Here is a 24,233-nt window from a genome sequence, read left to right on the forward strand (position 1 = left end):
TCGTAACAGAATTAATTCTGTTACGATTTAACTATATTTGAATTATTAACGAGTCAACCTTTTTTAGGACAACTCATCTCAATAAATCATCAAGCCTAAAAATATCATCATTGGCTTCTTGGTTAACAATGTGAGAATATATCATTGTCATTTCTATTTTTCTGTGGCCTAAAAGTTTCTGTAAATTTGTGATGCTTCCACCAGCTCGTAAATAATTAGTAGCAAATGTGTGTCTAGCTACATGAAAAGTTACTTTTTTAGTAATGCCTAAAAAACTAGCTATATTTTTTAGTTTCGAATTAATATAAGGATCACTAAATTTTTTTTCAAATAAATCATCACAATTATTTATGATATCCTTGGCCAATAAATTTAAAGTTATGGATTGATCTGTTTTGGTTTTTTGAGAAACAAATGTAATATAGTCTTCATATAAATTTGTCCTGGTTAATTTCTGAATATCCGAAATCCTTAATCCGGTAACACAACTAAAAAGAAAATAACCAAGCACCAATTTATTAGTATCTTCAATAAACTCTGATTTGTAGTATTTAAAACATTTTTTAAACTCAACAGCCGAAAGGCTAAAGCGGTTACCACGTGTGGAACCTATTTTGATATCATCTAAATCTACACCTATTTTAATTCCATGTCTTATAGCAATACGAATGAATTTCCTCATGGATATAATGTTAGAATTGATAGTCGTAAGAGCATTTCCTTTTTTTATAAAATGTTTTTTATAATCCTCAAAAAAATGATAATCAATATCTGAAAACAAAATATCATTTTTCCAAAGTGATAGTTTATGATAAACTGCCAAATGTCTTTTATAACTTCCATGTTCCATTAATGATCGTTCACTTTCTAAAGCCTGTTTGAAAAAAGCTAAAAAAGAAATACGAGATAGATTTTCTTTGAGTTCTTTTTCCAAAATTTTTGGAGTCAACACTTTTTCAGCTAATCTATAGGAAGTCTTTAAACTAATTATTTTTGAATAAACATTCTCTAAAATTAAATTCAAATTTTGAGAATTTTCATCCTTAGCAATTATTCTCTGTTTTTGTTGGTTCCAAATCTTAACATCAATATGAATGTCAAGGTTAATTCTAACCACTTGCTTACTTCCTGTAGCATACAAGTAAAGCAATCCTTTTTTAGGATTACCATCCATTTTTCTTAATGTAAATTTGTGATTCATTGACACGTAAATTTTAGCCGTGTCAACCAGCGTGTCAAAAATCAAATCTTTTTGCGAGAATTTCATAAAATAGACTTTTAAAGAATTAAACAAAAAAAGCACACTACATAAGGACTTACCCTATGTTTGTGTGCTTACTTATTGTTTGGAAATTCTCCAAAAGTGATCGCGCCAGGATTCGAACCTGGGACCTACTCATTAGAAGTGAGTTGCTCTATCCAGCTGAGCTACGCAACCTTAAATTATTTTAGTCGGGGTGGCAGGATTCGAACCTGCGACCTCCTGCTCCCAAAGCAGGCGCGATGACCGGGCTACGCTACACCCCGATAAAAAAATAAGCGGAGAGTAAGGGATTCGAACCCTTGGTACAGTTTCCCATACGCTTGTTTAGCAAACAAGTCCTTTCGGCCACTCAGGCAACTCTCCAATCTTTTTTAATAAAGAACTTATCTTTTTAGCGGTTGCAAATGTATGATTAACATCTTATTTTTGCAAGTAATTTTACTATTATTTTATAATAAATTCATTATAATTTAAAAAGTCATTAATTATCAAGTATATAGAATTAATACTTTTTATAAATTAAATTTACTTTGACATCTTTAAATTTTAAGTTCAATTTTAAAACTAAAATACTTCGTTGCATTATCATTAACAAATAAAGAAATTTATATACTTTTTTATTTATTTTATATAACAATTAAGTCTAAATTTATTAATTTCGTAAAAAATTTATCATATGAATACAAAAGTAGTAATAGTTTCTGCAGTAAGAACTCCAATTGGTAGTTTTATGGGTGCTTTATCAAGTGTTCCTGCAACTCAATTGGGAGCAACTGCCATAAAAGGTGCATTGAATAAAATTAATTTAGATTTCAATTTTGTTGACGAAGTAATAATGGGTAATGTAGTTCAAGCAGGTAATGGACAAGCTCCTGCTAGACAGGCTGCACTAGCTGCAGGATTATCCAATAACGTTCCATGTACTACTATTAATAAAGTTTGTGCTAGTGGAATGAAAGCGGTTATGCAAGGGGCTCAAGCTATTATGGCTGGAGATGCTGAAGTTGTAGTTGCAGGTGGTATGGAAAACATGAGTCTAATTCCTCATTATGTACACATGAGGAATGGCGTTAAATTTGGACCAACTACACTTATTGATGGCATGCAAAGAGATGGATTAGTTGATGCCTATGATAACCAAGCAATGGGAACATGTGCTGATTTATGTGCAACAGAATATAAAATTTCAAGAGAAGCTCAAGATAATTTTGCTATTCAATCTTATGAAAGATCTGCGAAAGCATGGGAAGCTGGTAAATTTGATTCAGAAATAGTTCCTGTTGAAGTCCCTCAGAGACGTGGAGATGCTATAATCGTCTCTAAAGACGAAGAGTATACTAATGTTAAGTTAGATAAAATACCTGCTTTAAATCCTGTTTTCACAAAAGATGGAACTGTTACGGCTGCTAATGCGTCAACAATTAATGATGGTGCTGCTGCTTTGGTATTAATGAGTGAAGAAAAAGCAAAATCTTTAGGACTTACTCCTTTAGCTTACATTAAATCCTATGCAGATGCTGCTCAAGAACCAAAATGGTTTACCACAGCTCCAGCTAAAGCCCTTCCGAAAGCATTAGATAAAGCTGGTATTTCTATAAGTGATGTTGATTATTTTGAATTCAACGAAGCTTTTGCAGTTGTTGGATTAGCAAATGCACAAATTTTAGAATTGAATGAAGACAAAATAAATGTGAATGGTGGTGCAGTTTCATTAGGACACCCACTAGGATGTTCTGGTGCAAGAATTATTGTGACTTTAATTAATGTTTTATCTCAAAATAATGCAAAAATTGGAGCTGCAGCTATTTGTAATGGTGGCGGTGGTGCATCAGCTATTGTAATTGAAAGAGTATAAAACTTAAAAATATTATATTAAAATTATGATTTAAAGTATATTTGCACTTTAAATCATAATTTTTTATACCTACCTATTAATGTTTGGAATTTGTAATCTTGCCATAGTTCCCTTAAGATTTGAACCTTCTGATAAGAGTGAACAAGTTTCACAATTATTATTTGGAGAACATTTTAAAATATTGGAACAAAATCCAAAATGGATGCATATTGAATTAGCCTATGACGGTTATAAAGGTTGGATAGATAGTAAACAATTTCAACCTATTTCTGAAGAAGAGTATAATCATTTAAATAACCTTCCAAATGTTTTAAGTGCCGATTTGATTGAATACATCTCCACTCCTACGAATCAATTAATTCCAATTCCTTTAGGAAGTAGTTTATCTTTTTTAGAAAATGAAGACATTAATAAATCTAAATTTTCATTTGATGGGTTAAAAGTTTGTGGCGTAAAAGATAAATCAAAACTAATTGAAACTGCTTTTATGTATTTACATGCTCCTTATTTGTGGGGTGGAAAATCACTTTTTGGAATAGATTGTTCTGGTTTTACTCAAATGGTTTATAAACTGAATGGTTATGATTTATTTAGAGACGCTTCAGAACAAGCAAATCAGGGAGAACCTTTAAGTTTTATTGAAGAAAGTGAACCAGGTGATTTAGCATTTTTTGACAATGAAGAAGGTAATATAATTCATGTGGGAATTATGATGCAAGACAACTATATTATACATGCCTCAGGAAAAGTAAGAATTGACAGGTTAGATCATTTAGGAATTTACAATGTTGATACCGGTAGACATACTCATAAACTTAGAGTAATTAAAAAAATAATATAAAAAAATCCCGTTTTAAAACGGGATTTTTTTTGTTATAATTTATCTGCTTTTTCAGACATTCCTAATATATTGTAGGTAGCTCTTAAAAAATTAATATTATTTGCATTTTTAGGATCAATACTGTAAGCTTTCTCAAAATAAGGAAGCGCCTTCTCATACATTTCTTTTCTCTTTTTAGATAATTCATTGTATTTAGCATCATTATTTAAATTATTGTTAATTTCATCAACAATTTTTACATCTTCTATTAAAAAGTATTCTCCTATACTAAAATTAACAACTGAATTATTAGGTTCTTTTATTAACAACTCTTGCAGTAAATTATAATACGCATTATAATCTTTTGTTCTTAAATATAAATTTGCTTCATAGATTAATAAATCAATATCATCTGGGTTTAATAATTTTGCTTCTTTATAAGCTTTTTTTCCCTCTTCTATTTGATCATTATCTACTAACAATATTGCAATATTTTTGTAAATTAATGGCTTCTTAATGACAGATACTTTTTCTTCTCTTGGTTTTTCATGTGTTTTTAAAATTAAAACACGATTATCTCTATCTACCTTATTATTTAACAACTCTTCTTTGTTAGTTAACATATTTGTTGCATAATAAAGTCTTCCATTTTCTAAATAATCGGAAGATTTAAGCTCTTGATAATATTTTAATGCTTTAGTTTTATCATTAGATTGAACTGCTAACACAGCAGCATTTTCTAAATACACTCCTTCACTTTTATCCAGATTATAAATAGCGTAAAATAATTCAGATGCTTCTTGATATTTTGTTTTACTATTTAAGTCATAAGCTTTTCTAATAAAATAAGGTTTAATGAAGGGTAATATTTTATCTTTAATTTCATCTCTATATTTATATTTATTAATTTTATTTTCATAATTCAAAACATTATTAAAATTATTTGCTACGTTATTTATTTTATTTGTTGTAAACAAATCATTTATGTCATCAGATTCAGGATTAACTAATGATACTTTCAATAAATCCAGAAGTGGTTGAACTCCTTTATAAAAATTGTATTCATTTTTTTGAGTTTCGTCTAAATTAGACATTCCGTCTAATGCTGCTATTGCCTGATTATATTTTACAATATCTTTTTCACTAGGTGCACTAGCAATATCGTATAATCTTTTTAATGTTTTTAATTCATCTTTTTGAGCAAAAGTTGAAATTGTAAATAAAATTACTAATAATGTTAATTTTCTCATTTCTATAAAATATTTATTAAAAAAGCCCGATAAACTCGGGCTTAAAATTTATTCTTGAGTTTCCGTTTCTTCTGAAGTAGCAATATCTGTGCCGTTATCATTTTCATCCACAGTGCCTTCTTCTAATCCATCTACTATTAATTCTTCTTCTTCACGAAGTACTTTAGTAACAGCTGCAATAGAATCGTTTCCTTTAATATTTATTAATCTAACACCTTGAGTAGCACGACCCATGGTTCTTAAATCGGATACCATCATTCTTATGGTCAAACCTGATTTGTTAATAATCATTAAATCGTCTGAATCAGTAACACTACTAATTGAAACTAAAGCTCCTGTTTTTTCAGTAATATTTAAGGTTTTAACCCCTTTACCACCTCGATTCGTAATTCTATAAATAGCCTCACCATCTTCTTCTAACTTGGTACGTTTACCGTAACCATTTTCTGTTACAACAAGTAATTGAGTGTCATCAATATCTTTTTCGTCTACAGCAACCATACCAATTAGTTCATCACTATCGTCTCTTAGCGTAATACCACGAACACCTGAAGCAGTTCTTCCCATTGGACGAGTTTTACTTTCTTCAAAACGAACTAGTTTACCAGAACGAACTGCTAATAATACATGACTATTTCCAGTAGTTAATTTTGCTTCTAACAATTCATCATCATCCTTAATGGTTATGGCAGCAACACCATTGATTCTTGGACGAGAATATTTTTCTAGTGAGGTTTTCTTTACTTGTCCTTTTTTAGTAGCCATAATTACATAATGACTATTGATGTATTCTTCATCTTTAAGGTCTTGTGTACAAATAAATGCTTTTACTTTATCATCATTTTCGATATTGATAAGGTTTTGAAGTGCTCTTCCTTTACTTGCTTTGGTTCCTTCTGGAATTTCATAAACTCGCATCCAGAAACATTTTCCTTTTTGGGTAAAAAACATTAAATATTGATGATTTGTGGCTACAAATAGATGTTCTAAGAAATCTTCATCTCTGGTTGCAGCACTTTTTTGACCTACTCCACCTCTATTTTGAGTTTTGTATTCTGACAAAGAAGTACGTTTAATATATCCAGCATGAGAAATTGTAACTACTACTTGTTCATCAGCAATTAAGTCTTCAATACTAACATCTCCACCAGCGTATTCAATGTTAGAACGTCTTGCGTCTCCATATTTTTCTCTAACTTCAACTAATTCATCTTTAATCACTTGAGCTCTCATTTCTTTACTGGCCAATAATTCTTTTAAATGAGCAATTAACTTCATAATTTCCTCATATTCAGCTCGTAATTTATCTTGTTCAAGACCTGTTAATTGTCTCAAACGCATTTCAACAATGGCCCTTGCTTGAATTTCAGTTAAACTGAATCGTTCAATTAAATTAGTTCTGGCTTGATCTCCATCTTTAGATGCTCTAATTATTTTGATTACTTCATCAATATTATCAGAAGCAATGATCAATCCTTCTAATATATGTGCTCTTTCTTCAGCTTTTCTTAATTCGTATTGTGTTCTTCTTACAACAACATCATGTCTGTGTTCCACAAAATAGTGAATCAAGTCTTTTAGATTCAACATTTGTGGTCTTCCTTTTACTAAGGCAATATTGTTAACACTAAATGAAGATTGTAACTGAGTATACTTATATAATGTGTTTAAAACTACGTTTGGAACAGCATCTCGTTTTAATTCATAAACAATACGCATACCATTTCTATCTGACTCATCACGAATATTTGAAATTCCTTCGATTTTCTTTTCGTTAACTAAATCAGCAGTTTTTTTAATCATATCTGCTTTATTGACTTGATATGGAATCTCTGTTACAATAATAGCGTCTTTATTGTTTGATTCTTCAAAAGAAGCTTTAGCACGAATCACTATTCGGCCTCTTCCTGTTTTGAAAGCTTCTCTTACACCTTCATAACCATAAATGGTTCCACCTGTTGGAAAATCAGGAGCCTTAACATAATTAATTAATTCGTCAACTTCAATATCTGGATTATCAATGTAGGCTAAAGTTCCATCCACAACTTCAGTTAAATTATGAGGAGCCATATTGGTTGCCATACCTACTGCAATTCCTGAGGCACCATTAATTAATAGGGTTGGAATTTTTGTAGGCATTACGGTTGGTTCTTCCAAAGTATCATCAAAATTCAATTGAAAATCAACAGTCTCTTTATCCAAATCCGCTAACATATCCTCAGATATTTTACGCATACGAGCTTCGGTATAACGCATTGCTGCTGGACTATCACCATCAACTGATCCAAAGTTACCTTGACCATCAACCATCATGTAACGTAAACTCCACTCTTGAGCCATACGAACCATAGCATCATATACAGAGGTATCACCGTGTGGGTGATATTTTCCTAAAACTTCTCCAACAATTCTGGCTGATTTCTTGTGAGCTCTGTTTGACATAACTCCAAGTTCATACATTCCATACAAAACTCTACGATGCACAGGTTTTAAACCATCTCTTACATCTGGAAGTGCTCTTGATACAATAACCGACATTGAATAATCAATGTAAGCTGATTTCATTTCATCTTCAATGTTAATAGGAATTAACTTTTCTCCTTCAGACATAGGTATTTATATTTAATTTATAGTATATTGTTAAACGTGCCAATTTACTGCTTTTTATGATTTTTTTAGGTGTTATTACAAATAAATATAAAAGATTTATTAACAATATGACTCTTAAATTTGATGATAACTCCATCTAATTTAACTTTTATTATTGTTGTTTTTTTTGTCATTTAGCAAAATAATAACATTTGATAATTTTAAAATATCTAATTTTATCAGTATATTTACTTGATTAAACAAACCCTATGGACGATAATTTTTCACCTAGATTAAAAGACGTAATAACTTACAGTAAAGAAGAAGCTTTGAGGCTTGGACATGAGTCTATCGGTACAGAGCATCTTTTGTTAGGCATTTTGAGAGATGGAAATGGAAAAGCAATGAACATACTTCATAACTTAACAATAGATTTTGACCATTTTAGACAAAAGGTTGAATCTTTAAGTCCACCAAATTTAAATGCATCTATCAATAGCGATAAGAAAAATTTACATTTAACAAGGCAAGCTGAAAGAGCTATCAAAACTACTTTTTTAGAAGCCAAATTATACAACAGTTCTTCAGTTAGTACTGCTCATTTATTACTATGTATTTTAAGAAATGAAAATGATCCTTGTACTAAACTGATGAAAAAATTAAAAATTGATTACGAAACAGTAAAAGAACACTACGAAGCAATGATAAATAACGAAGAAGATTATATCGAAAACTTACCAAAAGCAGAGTCTTTTAACGACGATAACAATGAATCTGACCCATTAAAGGAAGGTTCTTTTAATACTCCAAATGCTGGAAACAAAACTACTAAAAAGTCTAAAACACCTGTACTTGATAATTTTGGTAGAGATTTAACAGAAATGGCAGAAGACGGAAAATTAGATCCCGTTGTTGGTAGAGAAAAAGAAATTGAAAGAGTTTCGCAAATTTTAAGCAGAAGAAAGAAAAACAATCCATTACTAATTGGGGAGCCTGGTGTTGGAAAGTCAGCAATTGCTGAAGGTTTAGCTTTAATGATTGTAAAAAAGAAAGTATCAAGAGTCCTTTTCAATAAGCGTGTTGTTACTTTAGATTTAGCCAGTTTGGTGGCTGGAACAAAATACCGTGGTCAGTTTGAAGAACGCATGAAAGCTGTAATGAATGAGTTAGAAAAAAATGACGATATCATTCTTTTCATTGATGAAATTCATACCATCGTTGGTGCTGGTGGTGCTGCTGGTTCATTAGATGCTTCCAACATGTTTAAACCTGCATTAGCAAGAGGAGAGCTTCAATGTATTGGTGCTACAACTTTGGATGAATACAGACAATATATCGAAAAAGATGGTGCTTTGGAAAGACGTTTTCAAAAGGTAATTGTAGAACCTACCACAGTGGAACAAACAATTACTATTCTTCACAATGTAAAAGGTAAATATGAAGATCATCACAACGTTACTTTTACTGATGAAGCTATTGAAGCTTGTGTGAAATTAACAAACAGATACATGACTGATAGATTTTTGCCAGACAAAGCAATTGATGCATTAGATGAAGCAGGTTCTAGAGTTCATATTACCAATATTGATGTTCCTAAACAAATACTTGACTTAGAAAGACAATTAGAGGAAGTTAGAGATAATAAAAATCTAGTTGTAAAAAAACAAAAATATGAAGAAGCTGCTAAACTAAGAGATGATGAAAAACGCATTGAAAAAGAATTAGCAATCGCGCAAGAAAAATGGGAAGAAGATTCTAGAAATAACCGAATTGAAGTTTCTGAAGATAATGTAGCAGATGTGGTTTCTATGATGACTGGAATTCCTGTCAACAGAATTGCACAAACGGAAAGCAACAAATTAGCTCATTTACCAGAATTAATTCAAGGAAAAGTAATCGGACAAAATGAAGCAGTTGCAAAAGTTGCCAAATCAATTCAAAGAAATCGTGCTGGATTAAAAGACCCAAACAAACCTATCGGTTCCTTTATATTTTTAGGACAAACAGGTGTTGGAAAAACGCAATTAGCAAAAGTTTTAGCTAAAGAGTTATTCGATTCTGAAGATGCTTTAGTACGTATTGATATGAGTGAATATATGGAAAAATTTGCTATCTCTAGATTAGTAGGTGCTCCTCCAGGATATGTTGGCTATGAAGAAGGTGGACAATTGACTGAAAAAGTGAGAAGAAAACCCTACAGTGTAGTACTTCTCGACGAAATTGAAAAAGCACATCCAGATGTGTTTAACATGATGCTTCAAGTGCTAGATGATGGTCATTTAACAGATAGTTTAGGTCGAAAAATTGATTTTAGAAATACTATTATCATTATGACCTCTAATGTCGGTGCGCGTCAACTAAAAGACTTTGGACAAGGTGTTGGATTTGGTACTGCTTCTAAAGTAGCTCAAGCTGATGACAATTCTAAAGGAATTATTGAAAATGCACTTAAAAAAGCCTTTGCTCCTGAATTTTTGAATCGTATAGACGATGTTGTTGTTTTCAATGCATTAGAAAAAGAAGATATTGATAAAATTATCGATATTGAAATGGATAAATTATATTTAAGAATTAAGGAATTAGGATATACATTAAACTTATCTGAAAAAGCAAAAGATTATATTGCCGACAAAGGATTTGACAAACAGTTTGGTGCTAGACCTTTAAAAAGAGCTATTCAAAAATATGTTGAAGATGCTTTAGCTGAAGAAATTATTACATCTAAAATTCATGAAGGAGACGAAATCTTTATGGAATTGGATGAAGATAAGCAAGAACTTACAGTTACCATAAAAAAATCTGAAAAACCTGCTGAAAAGTAGGTTTTTTTTTCGTGATGAATTAAAAAAAACAGTACATTCGATTATTATTAAACAAGAAAGAATAAAATGCAACAAAAAGTAATTGTAGGAAGCGAAGAATGGTGCTCATTACCAGCAATCGGAATACCAACTATTAAAGCAAGAGTGGATTCTGGAGCTAAAACTTCAGCTTTACACGCAATAAACATAAAAACATTTACCAAAGATCATCAAGAATGGGTGAAATTTGATATAAATCCAATTCAAAATAACGCCAAAGCTCTTATTCATTGTGAAGCTCAATTAGTGGATCAAAGAATTGTAAAAAGTTCAAGTGGATTTCGTGAAAAAAGATATGTAATTCAAACTTCAGTTTCTCTTGGTGATAAAACTTGGGACATTGAAGTAACACTTACCAATCGTGACTCAATGGGGTATAGAATGCTTTTGGGTAGAGAAGCCATGTCTGGAAGAGTGATGGTAGATCCAGAACAAAGATTTGTTTTAGGCCAACCTACCAATGAAAAACTAAAAGAGTATTATTATAACGAATCTTCTGAAAAAAAAGGGTTAAGAATTGGTGTTTTGGCAAGTAATCCAGAATTATACAGCAATAAACGCATCATGGAAGCTGGAGAAATGCGTGGCCACGAAATGCATTTCTTGAATTTAAAATACTGTTACATGAAATTGGACGCAGATACACCAGAAATTCATTACAGAGGTGGAAAAATATTGGATAATTTTGATGCGGTTATTCCTAGAATTCGACCTAGTATGACTTATTACGGTTGTGCTTTAACCAGACAGTTTGAAGCTTTAAAAGTGTTTGCTTTAAATAATGCAGCTGCTATTACACAATCACGTGACAAACTATTCTCATTGCAATTATTATTAAACAATGGAGTTGACATTCCAACAACAGGTTTTGCAAATTCTCCTTTAGATACAGATGACCTGATTAAAATGGTAGGTGGTTCTCCCCTAATCGTTAAATTATTAGAAGGAACTCAAGGTAAAGGTGTCGTTTTAGCTGAAACTAAAAAAGCTGCAGAATCTGTAATTAATGCTTTTAAAAGTCTAAATGCCAATATATTAGTTCAAGAATTTATCAAAGAAGCTAATGGGAAAGATTTACGACTTTTTGTTGTGGATGGAAAAGTGGTTGCAGCAATGCAAAGAGAAGCTGCACCTGGAGAATTTAGAGCCAACATTCACATGGGTGGTTCTGCATCAGTTGTAAAAGTAACTCCTGAAGAGAAAAAAATTGCTATAAAAGCAGCAAAGGCAATGGATTTAAAAGTCGCTGGTGTTGATATCATTCGTTCAAGTAAAGGTCCTTTATTACTAGAAGTAAATTCATCACCAGGATTAGAAGGAATTGAAGGTGCAACTAATAAAGACATTGCAGGAGAAATGATAAAAGCTATCGAAAAAAACTTTAAATGGAAATAAAATGAAGCGTTTATTATTACTTTTAGTACTAGTTTTTAGTCTTTCCACTTTTGGACAAAATTGTAAATCTTATAAAGAAGGAAAATTCAAATTAGAAGATAATAGTAACGGAATAACTTATATCATTGAAAGAAAAGGCGACATTCAAACCGAGAGAATTGAAGGTCAAAATGAAGTGCTCGATTTTAAAGTCAAATGGTTAAGCGATTGCAAATACATGTTAACTCCATCTGAAAAAACAATGGAGAAACTAAAATCTGATTTAACTTTGTACGTAACTATTAAAGAAATCAAAGGAGATTTTATTGAACTTGAAATGTATTTGAATGATAAACCCAATGAAAAAATGGCTGTCACTGTTGAAGTGATGAACTAACGCAATAAAAACCTAAAAATAAAGTAATGAATGTACTATCACAAATAATCATCGGTCTTGTTGCTTTCATTCACATTTATATTCTTTGGTTAGAAATGTTTGTTTGGACAAGTATTGGTAAAAAAGTATTTAAAACCATTCCTGAAGATATGTTTGACAAAACTAAAGTGATGGCTGCCAATCAAGGACTTTATAATGGATTTTTGGCTGCTGGTTTAATTTGGTCACTTTTAATTACCGATGAGGTTTGGTCCATAAATACGGCTATGTTTTTTCTAAATTGTGTACTTATTGCCGGAATTTACGGAGCATTTTCTGTTTCTAAAAAAATACTTTTTGTTCAAGCAATTCCAGCTATTCTTGGAATTTTAAGTCTTTTGTTATAATTTTTAATTTCATTCCAACCTTTTTATTAAAAAGTTACTCTATGTATTAAAACAGACTATATGAGAACTTTTACAATCCTTAACAAAACAATTTCTTTAGTAATTCTAAGCTTTTTACTATTTTCATTTTCTTCTAAATTCAATAAAACTTCCGATACCATTTCTGGAGTGGTTTATGATGAATTAAAAAAACCATTGGCTGATGTAGAAATTATAAATCTTACTAATAATTTTGTTAGCATTTCTAAAAAAGATGGAAGTTTTACAATTTCAGGAAAACCAGGCGATTTACTTCAATTTATTTATTCGCAAAAAATAACAAAAATAGTTTCCATTGAAAAGGTCCAAAACAACAAAATTTATTTTGAGGATCAAGCTAAAATTGAAAAACAAAAAGAAAAAGAAATAAAAAAATCTGAGAAAAAAAACAAAAAAAAGACAAAGCGTGAAGCTTCTAATTCAATTAAAACCAACGAAAAATATAGCAATCCTTATAAAAAATCTCTCATTGGAATGGTATATGATGACATGGGTGGGATAGTTGGCGCAACAGTTAAAATAAAAGGGACAACAGTAGGAACAACCACTGATTTTGATGGCTATTACGGAATTGATGCAAAAATTGGCGATGAAATAGAAGTTAGCTATTTAGGCTACAAGACAATTATTTTAAAAGTCACAAAATCCATCTTAAACATCGAACTTATAAGTCATACTGAATTTTTAGATGAAATTGTAATTACAAGTTATGGAAGTACTAAAAAAGAAGCTGTAATCGGAAGTGCTGTCAAACTAGTAGATTCAGAAACAATTAAATATGATGCACCAGTTTTAAAAAGCTTAGAAGGTAAAACTTCAGGTCTTTCAATTATAGAAAAAACAGAGGATAGCAAAATTATAATTAGAGGTGCTAGTTCGATTTCTGAAGATAAATCCATGCCATCAGCTACTCCTGCTCAAAAAGCTGGGCAACTCACATCTGGTGAAGTAAATGACTTTAGCTATTGGAACTATTGGCAGGGTTTGACAAATTCTGAATTAAACAAGTGGAAAAATCATTGGAAATTTAATCCAACGTTTAGATATTCAGTAATACTTACCAATCATGACGGATTTCCAATCATAAATAAAAAATTGCATCTTATCCATGCAAGTGGTGAAAAAATTTGGACTTCCAGAACAGACAATACAGGAAGAGCAGAACTTTGGTATAATCCAAATGATGTTTTAAATTCTGAAGGAAAAGAATCATTGACGATTATTGATGATTCCAAAAATATAATTACTAAAAAAGCTATTGAATTTCATGAAGGAATCAATTTGTACGAATTTAATGAAAAATGCAATGATTTAAATAAGGTAAATATTGCATTTATGATTGATGCAACAGGATCAATGGGTGATGAAATTACATATTTACAAGCCGAATTAAATGATGTTATAGCAAGAACAAAAAAAGCATTACCAAGTGTTCAATTATCAATGGGAAGTGTTTTTTACAGAGATCATGGTGATGAATACTTGACTAAAAACTTTGATTTTACTTCAGATATTTCAAATGTAATTTCATTTATTCAAAAACAAAAAGCCAACGGTGGTGGCGATTATCCAGAAGCTGTAATTGAAGGATTGGAAGCTTCCATAGATCAAATTAATTGGGATGATGATGCAAGAACAAAACTACTTTTTATTATGTTAGATGCACCTCCACATTATGATGATCAAAAAATAATTAAACTTCAAAATTTAGCAAAAAGAGCTGCTGAAAAAGGCATTAGAATCATCCCAGTAGCAGCGAGCGGAATTGATAAAAGTACCGAATTTTTAATGCGAGCAATGGCTTTAGAAACCAACGGAACTTACTTGTTCATTACCAATCACAGCGGTATTGGAAACGATCATATTGAACCCTCCACGGAAAGTTACAAAGTTGAAATGCTTAACGATTTAATTCATAGAATAATTCTTCAATATTCAGAGGTGAATGATTGTTTATCCAATGAAAATTATCCAAATAACACCAAAATTGAAGAAAAAATTAAAGATGATGTAACACTAACTTGGAGCATCTACCCTAACCCAACGCAAGGCCATGTGACTATTGATATTAGTGAGAAAGCCACTGAATTATATGTGTATGATACAACAGGAAAATTAATATTTTATCAAGATAAAAAAGACAAGCAATTTCAAATAGATTTAACTGGATTTCCAAATGCCATCTACTACATAAAAGCAATGGTTAAAGACAAACAACTTTTTGGAAAAGTAATCAAAAAGAATTAAAAAAAAAGCCAACAAGTAGTTCATTTATTGGCTTTTATATTTTATTAATCTTCCAACTCTATCTGAAAACTCTGTAAAAAAGCTATCGTTTTTTCAATATCATAGTGTAAGATTCGATCTTCTTTTACAAAAGAAACTTCATCTCTGTATGATTTGATAAACATTTCAATAAACTCACTTGATTTTAAAGGTCTTCTGAATTCAATAGCTTGAGAAGCATTCATCAATTCAATAGCTAAAATACGTTCTAAATTATCTACAATTCGCAATGTTTTTGTTGCTGCATTTGCTCCCATTGAAACGTGATCTTCTTGACCGTTACTCGAAACAATACTATCAATACTTGCTGGTGTAGCTAATTGTTTATTCTGACTTGCAATACTAGCAGCTGTATATTGTGGAATCATAAATCCTGAGTTCAACCCTGGGTTATCTACTAAAAAAGCTGGTAATTCACGTAAACCTGAAATTAATTGATAGGTTCTTCTTTCCGAAATACTTCCCAATTCAGATAAAGCTATTCCTAAAAAGTCAAAAGCTAAGGCTAATGGTTGACCATGAAAATTTCCACCAGAAATGATCTCATCTTCACCCACAAAAATATTAGGATTATCAGTAACCGAATTGATTTCGGTTCTAAACACTTTCTTTACATATTCAATAGTATCTTTACTTGCTCCATGAACTTGTGGCATACATCTAAACGAATAAGGATCTTGAACGTGTTTCTTAGGTTGAGCTATAATTTCACTGTCTTCAAGGAATTCAGTTAATCTTCTCGCAGTTTGAATTTGCCCTTTATGAGGTCTAATTAAGTGAATTAAATCATTAAAAGGTTCTATTCGACCGTCAAATCCTTCTAGAGAAACAGCTCCAATTAAATCAGCTAAATAAGATAATTTACACGATTTTAATAAAATATAAACTCCATAAGCACTCATAAATTGCGTTCCATTCAATAAGGCTAATCCTTCTTTAGATTGCATTACAATAGGTTGCCAATTCATTTTTTCAAGTACTTTGTTAGCAGGTTGTCTAAATCCATCCATATAGACTTCACCTTCTCCAATTAAAGGCAAAGACAAATGGGCTAAAGGTGCTAAATCACCACTGGCTCCTAAAGAACCTTGTGTGTAAATTACAGGTAAAATATCATTGTTGTAAAAATCAATTAAGCGTTGAACCGTAACTAACTGAACACCCGAATATCCATAACTTAACGATTGAATTTTTAAGAGCAACATAATTTTCACAACTTCACTTGGAACTTCTTCACCTGTTCCGCAAGCATGCGATTTTATTAAGTTTTCTTGAAGTTTTGTTAAGTTATCTGTAGAAATTTTAACATTGCATAAAGAACCAAATCCAGTGTTTATTCCATAAATAGGCTCATTGTGTGATTTCATTTTGTCATCTAAATACTTCCTGCATTTTTCAATATTCACGATAGCTTCCTCTGAAAGAGCTATTTTTTTATCTTCCAATAAAATTGTGTGAATAGCATCAATCGACAACAAATCTGAACTTATATAATGTACGGTTTCCATTTCTTTTTTTTAGATTCCCCAAAATTCTACAAACGAATGTTAAAAAACAACAATTTTAACTACTATTTTATTACCATATTATCATTTTGAGATTACAATAATCACTAATATTTTGATTTACAAGGAAACTTCTTCCAAAAAATAACATATTCGTAAAAGTAGCACTTCATTTATCAACTTTAAATAAAAGTTTTATATTTGAATCATGTTGAATCACAAAAAAACATATATCACTTCTTTAACAACCACATCTATGGTTGCAACTTATATGGATTCAACTTCTACTACAACTACAACCCCATTTGGGGTATAATTGCTACATATAATCCATTCTATATGTTCTTTCGTTAGAAAGAGAAAATTTTTTATTCTTAAAATTCAATAAAATGATAGTATTAAAATTTGGTGGAACATCTGTTGCCAATGCACAAAATATAAAATTAGTGCTCGATATTGTTTCCAAAAAAGCTCAAAACGATAGATTAGCCGTTGTAGTTTCAGCCTTTAGTGGTGTAACTGATTTGCTTTTAAAAACATCCAATCAAGCTGCTTCAAAAGACGAATCTTACCATACGACTTTGGAAGAAATCAAACAAAAACATGTCGAAACCATTAGAAATTTAGTTTCAGAAAAGAATCAAAAAGCTTTATTTGAAACTATTGAAACCGAAATCAAACAACTAAAAACATTACTTGATGGGTGCTTTTTATTAGGAGAATTATCCCCAAGAACCTCAGATGCGATTGCTAGTTTTGGAGAATTATTATCGGCTCAAATCTTTGCTGTGGCTTTGCAAGAAAAAGTTTCTGATTCTATTTTTAAAGATAGCCGAGAACTCTTAAAAACAAATTCAAATTTCGGAAAAGCTACAATTAATTACAAAGTAACCAATTCATTAATAAGTGATTATTTTGATTCATTTAAACAATCAGTTGTACTACTTCCTGGATTTATTGCTTCAGATGAAAAAGGAAATACTACAACATTAGGTCGTGGAGGTTCTGATTTTACGGCTGCCATTTTAGCTAATGGATGTAATGCAAACTCTTTAGAAATTTGGACTGATGTTAGTGGAATGTTTACTGCAAATCCGAAATTAGTAAAACAAGCTCAACCCATTGAATCAATATCTTACGAAGAAGCAATGGAATTGTCTCATTTTGGAGCCAAAGTATTATATCCACCAACAATTCAACCGGTTTTAAATGCAAATATTCCAATTTGGATAAAAAACACGTTTGAACCTGAAGCTAAAGGAACTTTAATTTCCAAATCAATTGAAAATAATGAAAATCCAGTAAAAGGAATTTCTCACATTGAAGATATTGCATTGCTAACACTTGAAGGTTCAGGAATGATAGGTGTTACGGGTTCTTCTAAACGCTTGTTTGAAGTTTTATCTAAAGAAAATATTAATGTCGTTTTTATAACTCAAGCTTCGTCCGAACATTCAATTTGTATTGGAATTCTGAATATTGATGCTGATAAAGCTAAAAATGCTATTGATGAAACTTTTGAATTAGAAATTTCGCAAAATAAAATTAATCCATGTATTGTTGAAAAAGACTTGTGTATTGTTGCCCTTGTTGGTGAAAACATGAAAAACCATCAAGGTTTGAGTGGCAAAATGTTTAGTACTTTAGGAAAAAATAACGTAAACATCAGAGCTATTGCACAAGGAGCATCAGAACGAAATATTTCTGCAGTTATTAATAAAAACGACGTTAAAAAGGCTTTAAATACGCTTCACGAACGTTTTTTTGAAGACAATACCAAACAATTAAATCTATTTGTAATGGGTGTTGGAAATGTAGGTGAAAAATTCATAGATCAAATTCACCAACAAAAGAAATTTTTAAAAGAGAATCTGAAGATAAATGTTAGAGTTATTGCAATTTCCAACTCAAGAAAAATGCATTTCAATGAAGATGGAATTGCTCTAAAAGACTGGAAAGAACTTATTACCAAAGGTGAAAATGCTAATTTGGGACAATTTATTTCCAAAGCAAAACAACTAAATTTACGCAACAGTATTTTCGTTGATATCACTGCAAATGATTTGGTTGCTTCAATTTATGATCAATTTTTAAAGGAAAATATTGCTGTTGTTACTTGTAATAAAATTGCTTGTTCGTCTAAATATGATAATTATAAAAATCTGAAAAATTTAAGTCGAAAATTCAACGCTCCTTTCCTCTTTGAAACGAATGTTGGTGCAGGCTTGCCAATAATTGACACCTTAAAACATTTGATTGCTTCTGGTGATAAAGTGAATAAAATTCAAGCGGTTTTATCAGGAAGTTTGAACTTTATTTTTAATAACTTTAGCGAAACTTATAGTTTTCATGATGTGGTAAAAGAAGCTGGAGTTCAAGGTTTCACAGAACCTGATCCAAAAATAGATTTAAGTGGAATTGATGTAGCAAGAAAGATTTTAATTCTAATTAGAGAAAGTGGTTACCAAATGGAAATTGAAGATATTGAAAACAAATCGTTTCTTCCTGCTGAATGTATGAATACAACTGATAATGCATCATTTTTTGCATCATTAATCAAAAATGCTTCTCATTTTGATAATTTATTGAAAGAAGCAAATGCAAAAAATAGCCGTTTAAAATTCGTAGCGACTTTCGAAAATGGAAAAGCAAGTGTTGGATTAGAATTTATTCCACAAGAAAGTCCATTTTACAACTTAGAAGGAAAAGATAATATTGTACAATTTTACACAGACAGATATGTTGATCAACCTTTATTAATAAAAGGAGCTGGTGCCGGTGCAGCCGTTACAGCTTCTGGTATATTTGCAGATGTGGTTAGAATTGGAAATATTTAAAATAGCCACGAAGACTCAAAGCCGCGAAAATACAATCAAAAAACTTTGTGCCTTTGAGACTTTGTAGCAAAAAAAGAAAACAAATGAATGAAATAAAAATATTTTGCCCAGCTACCATAGCCAATCTTAATTGTGGATTTGACATTTTAGGTTTATGTCTAGAAACGATTGGCGATGAAATGATTGTTAGAAAATCTCCAAATAAAGGAATTAAAATCACAAAAATAGTTGGAGCAGATTTACCAATGGAAACCGAGAAAAACGTGGCTGGAGTTGCTGCTTTAGCTATAATTGAAAACTTAGATTTAGACTTCGGATTTGAAATAGAAATCTATAAAAATATAAAAGCAGGAAGTGGAATTGGTAGTTCCTCTGCAAGTGCTGCAGGTGCTGTTTATGGAATCAATAAATTACTTGGAAAACCATTTTCAAAAGTAGAATTGGTAAATTTTGCTATGAAAGGTGAAGCCATTGCAAGTGGTTCAGAACATGCTGATAACGTTGCTCCTTGCCTATTGGGTGGATTTACTTTAATTCGTGGATACGAACCTTTAGATATAATCCAAATTGCAAGTCCAAGTGAACTGTATGCTGTAGTTTTACATCCTCATATTGAAGTCAAAACATCAGATTCTAGAGCAGTAATTCAACCAATGATTCCATTGAAGTTAGCAATTACTCAAACCGGAAATTTGGGTGGATTTATTGCTGGTTTATACACTAATGATTATGATTTAATTGGTCGTTCCCTACAAGATGTTTTAGTCGAACCTTTTAGAAAACATTTGATTCCCAATTTTGATGAAGTTAAGAATGCTGCTTTACAAAATGGAGCTTTAGGTGCTGGAATTTCTGGTGCTGGACCATCTATTTTTGCTCTTTGCAAAGGAAAAGAAAGTGCTGAAAAAGTAGCAAAAGCAATGAAAGAAAGTTATTCGTCAACTGGAATTGAGTTTGATATTCATGTTTCTAAAGTAAATTCAGTTGGAACTATGAAAATTTAAACCACATAGGTTTCATAGAAAAAAAGTAATACCTAGAATCATCCTATGATTTCACTTAAAAAAGATAAAAAACTATAAATACTATATAGCAAAGCGCCTTTTATACACAAACAAATCTATGATTTCTATGTGGTTAAAAACAAAAAAAACCACATAGGTTGCATAGAAAAAAAAACATGGAGTAATTTTATGATTACACATAAATAAAGATGAATACTATGTATAGCAAAGCGACTTTTATACAATAACAAAACTATGTTTCTATGTGGTTAAAAACAAAAAACAAAAATTAAACCACATAGGATTCATAGAAAAAAAGTAATACATAGAATCATTTTATGATTTAACATAAATAAAGATTAAAACTATTTTTACTATTTATCGTAAAGCAACTTTTACACGCAAACAAATCTATGATTACTATGTGGTTAAAAACAAATTTATGACTCAATTAATTAGAATATGACACAAAAAACAATAAATGAATTAAGCTACAAAATTATTGGAGCAGCAATTGAAGTCCATAAAATAATGGGTAAAGGTTTATTAGAGAGTGTTTATCATCAATGCCTAAGGGAAGAAATGAATTTAAGAGGAATTAAATATGAATCAGAATTTAAAATTCCTGTCATTTATAAAGGAAAAGTTTTAGAATCTGATTTCAGATGTGATTTATTAGTTGAAAATACAATTATAGTAGAATTAAAGCTGTTCAAGAATTTCATCCAATTCATGAAGCACAAATACTAAATTACATGCAATTAACAAAAGCTCCAAAAGGAATTCTTATTAATTTTAATTGCAATACTATTTTTAATGATGGCCAAAAAACTTTCGTAAATGAGTTCTTTAAAAAATTACCTTTTGAATAAAATTAAACCACATAGATATCATAGAAAACTATGTAGAGCATAGCGTCTTTTACACAAACTAAATCTATGATTCCTATGTGGTTAGAAAATAAATTACGAGTTATGAAATACTACAGTCTAAACAATAAAAATCACCAAGTTTCTTTTGAAGAAGCAGTCATAAATGGATTAGCTCCAGATAAAGGATTATATTTTCCAGAAAGTTTGTCTAAATTAAGTGATGAATTTTTTGAAAATATAGAAAATCTCTCTAATAAGGAAATTGCTTTTCAAGTGATTCAACAATTTGTTGGTGATGAAATTCCAGAAACTGAATTAAAACGCATTGTTGATGAAACTTTATCTTTTGATTTTCCTTTAGTGAAAATTGAAGAAAATATTTATTCATTAGAATTATTTCATGGTCCAACAATGGCTTTTAAAGATGTTGGAGCACGATTTATGTCGAGGTGTTTGGCTTATTTTAATCGTGATAAAAATCAACAAAATACGGTTTTAGTTGCTACTTCTGGTGATACTGGTGGTGCTGTTGCTAGTGGCTTTTTAGGTGTAAAAGGTGTGAAAGTCTTAATTCTTTATCCTTCTGGGAAAGTTAGTAACATTCAGGAAAAGCAATTGACAACTTTAGGTCAAAACATTACAGCTTTGGAAGTAGATGGTGTTTTTGATGATTGTCAAGATATGGTTAAGAAAGCGTTTTTAGATGAAGATTTGAAAGCTTTTAATCTTACATCAGCAAATTCTATAAATATTGCTCGTTGGTTGCCTCAAATGTTTTACTTTTTCTTTGCTTATAAGGAATTGAAAAAATACAACAAACCTTTACTAGTATCTTGTCCAAGTGGTAATTTCGGGAATATTTGTGCTGGAATTTTGGCTAAAAAATTAGGTTTGCCTCTCTCCCATTTTGTGGCTTCTACAAATGCTAATGATACAGTTCCAAGATTTTTGAAAGAGGGAATTTATAATCCAAAATCTTCTGTAGCAACAATTTCAAATGCCATGGATGTTGGAAATCCGAGTAATTTTGTTCGTATTCAGGAAATGTATGGGAATGATTTGAGTGAATTTGAAAAGGATTTTTCGTCTTATTCTTTTACTGATGAAGAAACTAAAAAAGCTATAAAAACTATTTATAATTCTTTTGGATATGTAGCTGAACCTCATGGTGCTGTTGGTTATTTAGGTTTAAAAAAAGAAATGCAAAACAGACCAGAAAGTGTTGGTTTTTTATTGGAAACGGCTCATCCTATTAAGTTTTTGGATGAAGTTGAACCACTTTTAAACATTAAACTTCCAATTCCTAAACAAATTGAAAGTGTTTTAAATAAAGAAAAAGTAAGTATTAAAATTTCAACTTATGAAGACTTTAAAAGTTTTTTGAATCATTAATTTTTTTGAACCATTAAGATATTTAGTTTCATTAAGTTTTACTTAATTTTCTTAATTTCTTTATGGTTGATATTTTATGAATTTGTTATAAAAAACGAAATACCCTAGCCCTGATAGGAATGGAAATCCTTTTCTTTTTTTCTTTAAAAAAGAAAAGATTGCAATGGATAGCAGGAAATAGCTTCAAATTCATAATTTTTCAATAAATTCGCAGTTGATTATTAAACATACACTAAAAAGATGAAATAGTCATGATAAAGAAAACACAATTGATAATAAAAATTTTCCTCATGACATTGCATATTTCAGCTAAAAACAATAAAATCTATATATGAAAAATACAGCTTTATCGCACATTCACGAAAGTCTTGGTGCAAAAATGGTTCCGTTTGCAGGTTACAACATGCCTGTGCAATATGAAGGAGTTAATGCAGAACATGAAACCGTTAGAACGGCTGTTGGTGTTTTTGATGTTTCGCATATGGGTGAGTTTTTGTTGAGTGGTGAAAATGCATTGGCTTTGATTCAGAAAGTGTCTTCTAATGATGCTTCTACGCTTGAAGTTGGAAAAGCACAATATTCATGTTTACCAAATAGTGAAGGTGGAATTGTAGATGATTTAATCATTTATAAGATAAAAGAAGAACAATATTTATTGGTTGTAAATGCTTCAAACATTGAGAAAGATTGGAATTGGATTTCGTCTCACAATGATTTAGGGGTTGATATGAAAGATTTGTCTGAAGATTATTCTTTGTTAGCTATTCAAGGGCCAAAAGCTGTTGAAGCAATGCAATCTTTGACTTCGATTGATTTATCTCAAATTAAATATTATCATTTTGAAGTAGCTGATTTTGCTGGAATTGAACATGTAATCATTTCTGCAACTGGTTATACTGGTTCAAGTGGATTTGAAATTTATTGTAAGAACAGTGAAGTAGAACAAATTTGGACTAAAGTTTTTGAAGCTGGTGCATCGTTTGGAATTAAGCCTATTGGTTTAGCTGCAAGAGATACATTACGTTTAGAAATGGGATTCTGTTTGTATGGAAATGATATTAATGATACAACTTCTCCTTTAGAAGCTGGTTTGGGTTGGATTACGAAATTTACTAAAGAATTCACAAATTCAGAAAACTTAAAAGCTCAAAAAGAAGCTGGTGTTTCTCGTAAATTAGTTGGTTTTGAAATGGTTGATAGAGGAATTCCTCGTCACGATTACGAAATTGTAGATGCTGATGGAAATGCAATTGGCATCGTAACTTCTGGTACACAAGCACCTTCATTAGGGATTGCTATTGGAATGGGTTATGTAACTGTACCGTTCTCAACTCCAGATTCTGAAATTTATATTAGAATTAGAAATAAAGATATTAAAGCTAAGGTGGTTAAAATGCCTTTTTATAAAAAGTAGTTTGATATAATCTATGAGTTGTCCTAAAAAAGGTTGACTCGTTAATAATTCAAATATAGTTAAATCGTAACAGAATTAATTCTGTTAC

The 24,233-nt window shown here is 30.8% G+C and carries 15 protein-coding genes, 3 tRNA genes and 1 pseudogene; 12 read left to right on the top strand and 7 right to left on the bottom strand.

Annotated features, from left to right (window positions below; translation table 11 throughout):
- Window positions 1-73: 73 nt before the first annotated feature.
- From ACTF56_RS11670 to ACTF56_RS11685, 4 genes are all read right to left on the bottom strand, one after another.
- Window positions 74-1,267 carry a site-specific integrase gene (locus tag ACTF56_RS11670; protein WP_438967089.1) on the bottom strand — a complete coding sequence of 398 codons (1,194 nt, stop codon included), beginning with the start codon at window positions 1,265-1,267 and terminating at the stop codon, window positions 74-76.
- Window positions 1,268-1,364: 97 nt separating this feature from the next.
- Window positions 1,365-1,438, bottom strand: a tRNA-Arg gene (locus ACTF56_RS11675).
- A gap of 14 nt (window positions 1,439-1,452) precedes the next feature.
- Window positions 1,453-1,527, bottom strand: a tRNA-Pro gene (locus ACTF56_RS11680).
- A 13-nt stretch (window positions 1,528-1,540) separates the two neighbouring features.
- Window positions 1,541-1,627: transfer RNA gene (locus ACTF56_RS11685), tRNA-Ser, on the bottom strand.
- 313 nt (window positions 1,628-1,940) lie between these two features.
- Here ACTF56_RS11685 and ACTF56_RS11690 point away from each other — a divergent pair.
- Both ACTF56_RS11690 and ACTF56_RS11695 read left to right on the top strand, forming a co-directional pair.
- Window positions 1,941-3,119 (top strand): acetyl-CoA C-acyltransferase, encoded by a 1,179-nt coding sequence (locus tag ACTF56_RS11690; protein WP_438967090.1) that lies wholly within the window; start codon window positions 1,941-1,943, stop codon window positions 3,117-3,119.
- A gap of 79 nt (window positions 3,120-3,198) precedes the next feature.
- Window positions 3,199-3,960: a C40 family peptidase gene (locus ACTF56_RS11695; protein WP_438967091.1), complete on the top strand. Its 762-nt coding sequence runs from the start codon at window positions 3,199-3,201 to the stop codon at window positions 3,958-3,960.
- Window positions 3,961-3,992: 32 nt separating this feature from the next.
- Here ACTF56_RS11695 and ACTF56_RS11700 read toward each other — a convergent pair whose 3' ends face one another.
- Window positions 3,993-5,189, bottom strand: a complete 1,197-nt coding sequence (locus ACTF56_RS11700; protein WP_438967092.1) for a hypothetical protein — start codon at window positions 5,187-5,189, stop codon at window positions 3,993-3,995.
- A gap of 48 nt (window positions 5,190-5,237) precedes the next feature.
- Window positions 5,238-7,799, bottom strand: coding sequence for a DNA gyrase subunit A (gene gyrA / locus ACTF56_RS11705; RefSeq protein ID WP_438967093.1), 2,562 nt, complete (start codon window positions 7,797-7,799; stop codon window positions 5,238-5,240).
- Between the two features lie 248 nt (window positions 7,800-8,047).
- Here gyrA and ACTF56_RS11710 point away from each other — a divergent pair, with 248 nt between their 5' ends.
- The 5 genes from ACTF56_RS11710 (at window position 8,048) to ACTF56_RS11730 (ending at window position 15,082) form a co-directional block, all read left to right on the top strand.
- Entirely contained in the window at window positions 8,048-10,600 is a 2,553-nt protein-coding gene (locus tag ACTF56_RS11710) for an ATP-dependent Clp protease ATP-binding subunit (protein WP_438967094.1), read from the top strand.
- Window positions 10,601-10,666: 66 nt separating this feature from the next.
- Complete coding sequence (rimK, locus tag ACTF56_RS11715) at window positions 10,667-12,034, top strand: 30S ribosomal protein S6--L-glutamate ligase (protein ID WP_438967095.1); 1,368 nt, start codon at window positions 10,667-10,669, stop codon at window positions 12,032-12,034.
- Between the two features lies 1 nt (window position 12,035).
- Window positions 12,036-12,410, top strand: a complete 375-nt coding sequence (locus ACTF56_RS11720; RefSeq protein WP_438967096.1) for a hypothetical protein — start codon at window positions 12,036-12,038, stop codon at window positions 12,408-12,410.
- Window positions 12,411-12,436: 26 nt separating this feature from the next.
- Window positions 12,437-12,796, top strand: coding sequence for a DUF1304 domain-containing protein (locus ACTF56_RS11725; RefSeq protein ID WP_438967097.1), 360 nt, complete (start codon window positions 12,437-12,439; stop codon window positions 12,794-12,796).
- Window positions 12,797-12,856: 60 nt separating this feature from the next.
- Entirely contained in the window at window positions 12,857-15,082 is a 2,226-nt protein-coding gene (locus ACTF56_RS11730; RefSeq protein WP_438967098.1) for a carboxypeptidase-like regulatory domain-containing protein, read from the top strand.
- Window positions 15,083-15,126: 44 nt separating this feature from the next.
- On the opposite strand, the gene hutH is transcribed toward ACTF56_RS11730, so the two are convergent.
- Window positions 15,127-16,629 (bottom strand): histidine ammonia-lyase, encoded by a 1,503-nt coding sequence (hutH, locus tag ACTF56_RS11735; protein ID WP_438967099.1) that lies wholly within the window; start codon window positions 16,627-16,629, stop codon window positions 15,127-15,129.
- Between the two features lie 386 nt (window positions 16,630-17,015).
- On the opposite strand from hutH, the gene thrA reads away from it, so the two are divergent.
- The 5 genes and pseudogenes from thrA to gcvT all read left to right on the top strand — a co-directional run bounded on the left by thrA (window position 17,016) and on the right by gcvT (window position 24,145).
- A complete protein-coding gene (gene thrA, locus ACTF56_RS11740) occupies window positions 17,016-19,463 on the top strand; it encodes a bifunctional aspartate kinase/homoserine dehydrogenase I (RefSeq protein WP_438967100.1) in 2,448 nt (815 codons plus the stop codon).
- Window positions 19,464-19,546: 83 nt separating this feature from the next.
- On the top strand, window positions 19,547-20,467 hold the full coding sequence (locus ACTF56_RS11745) for a homoserine kinase (RefSeq protein ID WP_438967101.1): 921 nt from the start codon (window positions 19,547-19,549) through the stop codon (window positions 20,465-20,467).
- A gap of 531 nt (window positions 20,468-20,998) precedes the next feature.
- A pseudogene (locus tag ACTF56_RS11750) lies at window positions 20,999-21,339 on the top strand (GxxExxY protein).
- A 102-nt stretch (window positions 21,340-21,441) separates the two neighbouring features.
- Window positions 21,442-22,731: a threonine synthase gene (gene thrC, locus ACTF56_RS11755; RefSeq protein ID WP_438967103.1), complete on the top strand. Its 1,290-nt coding sequence runs from the start codon at window positions 21,442-21,444 to the stop codon at window positions 22,729-22,731.
- 331 nt (window positions 22,732-23,062) lie between these two features.
- Window positions 23,063-24,145, top strand: coding sequence for a glycine cleavage system aminomethyltransferase GcvT (gene gcvT / locus ACTF56_RS11760; protein ID WP_438967102.1), 1,083 nt, complete (start codon window positions 23,063-23,065; stop codon window positions 24,143-24,145).
- The last annotated feature ends 88 nt before the right edge of the window (window positions 24,146-24,233 follow it).

This window comes from Flavobacterium sp. (assembly GCF_965657075.1).
Lineage (GTDB): Bacteria > Bacteroidota > Bacteroidia > Flavobacteriales > Flavobacteriaceae > Flavobacterium.

Excerpts from the sequence above, each read along its gene's own strand:
- ACTF56_RS11670 (WP_438967089.1), bottom strand. The coding sequence starts at position 1,267 with ATGAAATTCTCGCAAAAAGATTTGATTTTTGACACGCTGGTTGACACG.
- ACTF56_RS11690 (WP_438967090.1), top strand. The coding sequence starts at position 1,941 with ATGAATACAAAAGTAGTAATAGTTTCTGCAGTAAGAACTCCAATTGGT.
- ACTF56_RS11695 (WP_438967091.1), top strand. The coding sequence starts at position 3,199 with ATGTTTGGAATTTGTAATCTTGCCATAGTTCCCTTAAGATTTGAACCT.
- ACTF56_RS11700 (WP_438967092.1), bottom strand. The coding sequence starts at position 5,189 with ATGAGAAAATTAACATTATTAGTAATTTTATTTACAATTTCAACTTTT.
- gyrA (WP_438967093.1), bottom strand. The coding sequence starts at position 7,799 with ATGTCTGAAGGAGAAAAGTTAATTCCTATTAACATTGAAGATGAAATG.
- ACTF56_RS11710 (WP_438967094.1), top strand. The coding sequence starts at position 8,048 with ATGGACGATAATTTTTCACCTAGATTAAAAGACGTAATAACTTACAGT.
- rimK (WP_438967095.1), top strand. The coding sequence starts at position 10,667 with ATGCAACAAAAAGTAATTGTAGGAAGCGAAGAATGGTGCTCATTACCA.
- ACTF56_RS11720 (WP_438967096.1), top strand. The coding sequence starts at position 12,036 with ATGAAGCGTTTATTATTACTTTTAGTACTAGTTTTTAGTCTTTCCACT.
- ACTF56_RS11725 (WP_438967097.1), top strand. The coding sequence starts at position 12,437 with ATGAATGTACTATCACAAATAATCATCGGTCTTGTTGCTTTCATTCAC.
- ACTF56_RS11730 (WP_438967098.1), top strand. The coding sequence starts at position 12,857 with ATGAGAACTTTTACAATCCTTAACAAAACAATTTCTTTAGTAATTCTA.
- hutH (WP_438967099.1), bottom strand. The coding sequence starts at position 16,629 with ATGGAAACCGTACATTATATAAGTTCAGATTTGTTGTCGATTGATGCT.
- thrA (WP_438967100.1), top strand. The coding sequence starts at position 17,016 with ATGATAGTATTAAAATTTGGTGGAACATCTGTTGCCAATGCACAAAAT.
- ACTF56_RS11745 (WP_438967101.1), top strand. The coding sequence starts at position 19,547 with ATGAATGAAATAAAAATATTTTGCCCAGCTACCATAGCCAATCTTAAT.
- thrC (WP_438967103.1), top strand. The coding sequence starts at position 21,442 with ATGAAATACTACAGTCTAAACAATAAAAATCACCAAGTTTCTTTTGAA.
- gcvT (WP_438967102.1), top strand. The coding sequence starts at position 23,063 with ATGAAAAATACAGCTTTATCGCACATTCACGAAAGTCTTGGTGCAAAA.